Below are 4215 nucleotides of genomic sequence, written 5' to 3'. Positions count from 1 at the left end.
TGCTGGAAAATTTCCTTTAAAAAATCGTGGCATCCGCCGGGGGCTTTAACTTTATTCGGCAGAAGTCTCCTACTTCGGCTGAATGATTTTAAAACGAGGCAGGGCCAGTTGGCCTTGCCTTGTTATTTGACGACTACCTGTCCGACCATCCCTTCCTTGGCATGGTATCTACATATCAATTCATATGTACCGGACTGTTTCGGTTCCACAGTCACTATTTTTATTTGTTTTGGTTTCACTACATAGTCAATTCCAAGCTTTTCTACTGTGAAGGTATGTTCCTTAACGCCGTTGTTTTTCATGACTAACACAAACGGTTTTCCACTAGGAATCGCGATTTCTTTTGGGTTAAAATAATCATCGTTTATTTCGACCTCAATTTTTTGTATCGGCTCCAAAGGTTGTGTTTCGGCAAATACACCAATCGAGCCAACCACAAACAACGCAAGCACAACGCTCCATCCTACTAACCATTTAATCGCAGACATTTCGCATCCCTCCTTTCTAATACTATCTTCTTCTAATTCGTAAAACTTTATCACTACAAATTAGTTTCTTTATCTGAAACCCGCATACGCAATGCCATCCTATTTTTCGTCATGTATTTTCAAGTATTGATTTAAAACTACAAACCTCGAGTAAATACGAAATTAATTATGAAAATAGCCTCATAAGTATTTAGTTTAATGTCAAAACAATAGGAATAATTACTCAAGGACAAAGGAGGGAAAAGGTAGAATTTATGGAGTATTGGGAAGGGCCTTGTAAAAAAATGTGAAAAAGGAGGTGCTAGTTTTAAAAAGGATAAGGGCTAACTCAATAGTATGTTTAGGGAGATGAAGCTTTGGTCATGGGTAAAAAACGAACATTAAAAGGTTTACTAGTTTTATTTGCGTTTTTATTAGTATTTTCTTCATTCGGAATGGGAGCATTCGCACAAACAAACAACGCAAACACCTCTGCTCCGAAACAATTAGCAGAACTACATGGCAACATAGATCTTAAATCCTCAAAATCTACAACAGTTATCGTGGAGCTTACCGAAGCATCGATTGTGGAAGCAAAACATACTGGAAAATCTCAATCAAAGGCGAATCTAGCAAAAGAGCGTCAAAAGGTAAAGGATTCAGTGAAACAAGCAGCAAAATCGAGTAAAGTGAACCGCGAATATGATTTTGTATTCTCTGGCTTCTCTGTAGAATTAAATGCAAACGAAATCCCAGCATTACTTGCAGTGCCTGGGGTAAAGGCAGTGTATCCTGATGTAGAATATACAGTAACAGGCGAGGAGTCTGAGCTTGTGTCACCAGAAGTGTTTAGTCCACAAATGATGCACAGTGCACCTCATATTGGGGCTGATAAGGTATGGGATGCAGGCTATACAGGTAAAGGGATTACAGTAGCTGTTATTGATACAGGTGCTGATTATACTCACCCTGATTTAGCACATGCATTTGGTGATTACAAAGGGTATGACTTTGTAGACAATGATAATGACCCACAGGAAACACCAAAAGGAGACCCTCGTGGTGAAGAAACAGCACATGGAACACACGTATCTGGTACGGTTGCAGCAAATGGTCAAATTAAAGGGGTAGCGCCAGATGCAAAACTATTAGCATATCGTGTACTAGGTCCTGGTGGTAGCGGAACAACTGAAAACGTCATTGCTGGTGTTGAGAAAGCTGTTCAAGACGGTGCTGATGTTATGAACCTTTCATTAGGTAACTCATTAAATGATCCTGATTATGCGACAAGCATTGCACTTGACTGGGCAATGGCTGAAGGAGTCGTTGCTGTTACTTCAAATGGTAACGCTGGACCCAATAAATGGACAGTAGGTTCGCCAGGTACATCTCGTGATGCTATTTCTGTAGGAGCTACACAGCTTCCGTTTAATATGTATAATGCGTCAATTTCGACAACTGAAGGCGTTGATTATCCTTCTGCAAAGGTACAAGGATTCCCTAGTGATGCTGAGTTACTAGCCTTAAATGGGAAGGAATTTGAGTTTGTAAATGTTGGATTTGGTGCTCCTGCAGATTTTGTAGGTAAGGATTTAGACGGAAAAATTGCGTTAATTAGCCGTGGTGCTGGGATTGCATTTGTTGACAAGGCATCTGCAGCAAAAGCAGCGGGAGCTGTTGGTGCGATTATTTATAACAACGTAGCGGGAGAAACTCCTGATGTTGCAGGCATGGCAGTGCCAACGATAAAGACAACGTTGGCTGATGGCAACAAACTTTTAGCTGAGCTTGCAAAAGGAAATAATAAAGTAAGCTTCAATATCAAATTTGCAAGCAGTGTAGGCGAAACAATAGCTGACTTCTCATCCCGTGGACCGGTAAACCTCACATGGATGATCAAGCCAGACGTTTCTGCACCTGGTGTAAATATTACAAGTACTGTACCAACTCATGACCCTGCAAACCCACATGGATATGCAGCATACCAAGGTACAAGTATGGCATCACCACATGTGGCTGGTGCAGCGGCATTACTTTTACAAGCACACCCTGATTGGGATGTCGATGATGTAAAAGCAGCTTTAATGAATACAGCAGTAGAGTTAAAAGATGCATCTGGAAACGTATATCCACACAACACGCAAGGTTCGGGAAGCATCCGTCCGCTTGATGCAATCAATACAAAAACACTTGCGACTCCTGGAAGCCATTCGTTTGGTGTGTTCTATAAAGACAAAGGAAAGCAAGTTGAAAAGCAGCATTTTACACTGGAAAATCTTTCGAACGAAAGAAAAACATATAGTTTTGATGTTACATTTGCTGGCAACCCGGAAGGTATTAAGGTGATGACTAGCAACAACTTAAAGGTCAATGCTGGTAAATCACAGGATGTGAATCTGAATGTTCAAGTGGACGCTGGGAAGCTTACCCCAGGATATTACGAAGGAACGATTACAATTAGTGATGGAAAGCAAACGTTTGACGTGCCAACGATTCTATTTGTGAAAGAACCTGATTATCCACGTGCAGAAGCAGCAATGGTTTCATTTGATGATAAGGGTAATTTAACTCAAGTCGGAGGTTTCTTCCCTGGTGGGGCAGAGAAAGCAGAATTCTTTGTGTATCTATCAAATAAAGATGGACAGGCAATTGGATATCTAGGTGACATTGCCGACTATGAAAACGTTCCTGCAGGATATCAATATTTTGATTGGAACGGAACACTTTCTGACGGTTATAAATTACCAAAGGGTTACTATTATAATGTCTACGTATATGCAACATATAAAGGTCAAACAGACCTAGCTGGAACAAACTTCTTATACAAATAAACAGGAAAAATGGTGTCAGGCTCATTTGCCTCGACACCATTTAACTTTTTTTCAAAAGGTACTAATTTGTTTGGGTAAGATAAATGAACAAAAGAATTTAACTAAGTGAGAGATTCCAAATCAAGCTGAATAAAGTTAAAGCCTCCGGTGGAGACATAAGATTTTCAAAGGAAACTTTTCGAGCAGTATGATTAAAGACTAAAAACTCCACATCCTGTGGCAACGTCTTTATGACCCACTTCCTGTGGGCCTAAAATCTGGGCGCAATACGCCAAGGCGTATTTGATTTATAGCTTCAACCCCGTCCGACTTTTAAACCTTCTCAATAAAATATGACTTTCCACTCTCGTAATCCCATCCAAACTATAGAGTTCTTCATTAATAAATTTTTCAAGCTTGGCGAAATCCTCGACAAGAACATGCATATGCAGGGTGCTTGGGCCTGTCATTTGGTAGCAGCTAGCGACACTCGGGTTGTTCGCCAATGTCTCTGCAACCCTTACAAGTGATGAAGGTTCACAATCTACCTCGAAAAACGCTGAAACCCCTTTTCCTACTTTTTCCGAATTAATCACAACCGAAAATTTTTCTATTACGCCTTTTTCAATCAGTTGGTTGACACGCTCTCGAATCGAAACCCTTGAAAAACCGAGTTCTTTTCCGATATCCACGTAGGACATTCTCCCATTTATCGTTAACAGCTCAAGAATTTTTTTATCAGTATCATCGATCTTCATTCAATCCCCACTTTTCAACGGTTTATTTTTATTTTACCATCGGTTAAACCAAGACACAGTAAAATTTGGACATGCTTACGATTTGTTATGTGCCGTAAACCCGATTTCAGCACGTTTTTACTTATTTCATCAAACTTATAGAATATATTTTAAATTTAAATTATAATCATAATTATATAT

The 4215-nt window shown here is 39.8% G+C and carries 3 protein-coding genes; 1 reads left to right on the top strand and 2 read right to left on the bottom strand.

Annotated elements, in window-relative coordinates; translation table 11 throughout:
- Positions 1-122 precede the first annotated feature (122 nt).
- Entirely contained in the window at positions 123-488 is a 366-nt protein-coding gene (locus V7147_RS21590; RefSeq protein WP_335369866.1) for a cupredoxin domain-containing protein, read from the bottom strand.
- Positions 489-850: 362 nt separating this feature from the next.
- On the opposite strand from V7147_RS21590, the gene V7147_RS21580 reads away from it, so the two are divergent.
- The gene (locus V7147_RS21580; RefSeq protein WP_438824622.1) at positions 851-3298 is read left to right on the top strand and encodes a S8 family serine peptidase; all 2448 of its coding nucleotides are present in this window, start codon (positions 851-853) and stop codon (positions 3296-3298) included.
- Between the two features lie 287 nt (positions 3299-3585).
- On the opposite strand, the gene V7147_RS21575 is transcribed toward V7147_RS21580, so the two are convergent.
- The gene (locus tag V7147_RS21575; protein ID WP_335369865.1) at positions 3586-4035 is read right to left on the bottom strand and encodes an Lrp/AsnC family transcriptional regulator; all 450 of its coding nucleotides are present in this window, start codon (positions 4033-4035) and stop codon (positions 3586-3588) included.
- Between the last annotated feature and the right edge of the window lie 180 nt (positions 4036-4215).

The organism is Bacillus sp. JJ1521, assembly GCF_036965165.1.
Taxonomy (GTDB): Bacteria; Bacillota; Bacilli; order Bacillales; family Bacillaceae_L; genus Ferdinandcohnia.
This window is presented reverse-complemented; position numbering and strand designations above follow the sequence as displayed.